This window comes from Pseudoalteromonas sp. S4741, from assembly GCF_005886135.1.
In the GTDB taxonomy this organism is placed as follows: domain Bacteria; phylum Pseudomonadota; class Gammaproteobacteria; order Enterobacterales; family Alteromonadaceae; genus Pseudoalteromonas; species Pseudoalteromonas tetraodonis.
The window spans coordinates 1-313 of record NZ_PNCN01000203.1 but is presented as its reverse complement, the minus strand read 5'-3'; the positions used below and the strand labels follow the sequence as shown (position 1 = coordinate 313).

Here is a 313-nt window from a genome sequence, read left to right as displayed (position 1 = left end):
AGGTTATTCTCCGATTGCTTCAAATCGATGGAGTCGTATTGCTTCAACCAGTGGTATTTTCGTGATTTCTTGGCAACTGCAAGTAGTGGCTTTATATCCTTTTTAGGATTCAGAGTGACACCATACTTGCGGTACATGTGAGATTTTAAATGAAGAGCTTTGTTATACGCAAAACGCACAGCGCCAAACTGAGCAATTAAAAACTCAGCCTGTTCTTGCGTTGGGTAAATACGTACTTTTGTTGCTCTTAACATTTCAGTGCTCATCTATATAATATCTATATATTATTAATTTAAACTGGATTTGTAAAGTG

Annotated in this window: 1 protein-coding gene; it reads right to left on the bottom strand. The window is 36.4% G+C overall.

Going from position 1 to position 313, the window contains the following annotated elements; genetic code table 11:
* Positions 1-254, bottom strand: a 254-nt coding sequence (locus CWC30_RS17665; RefSeq protein ID WP_171034750.1) for a helix-turn-helix domain-containing protein, incomplete at its 3' end; no start/stop codon positions are given.
* Positions 255-313 lie beyond the last annotated feature (59 nt).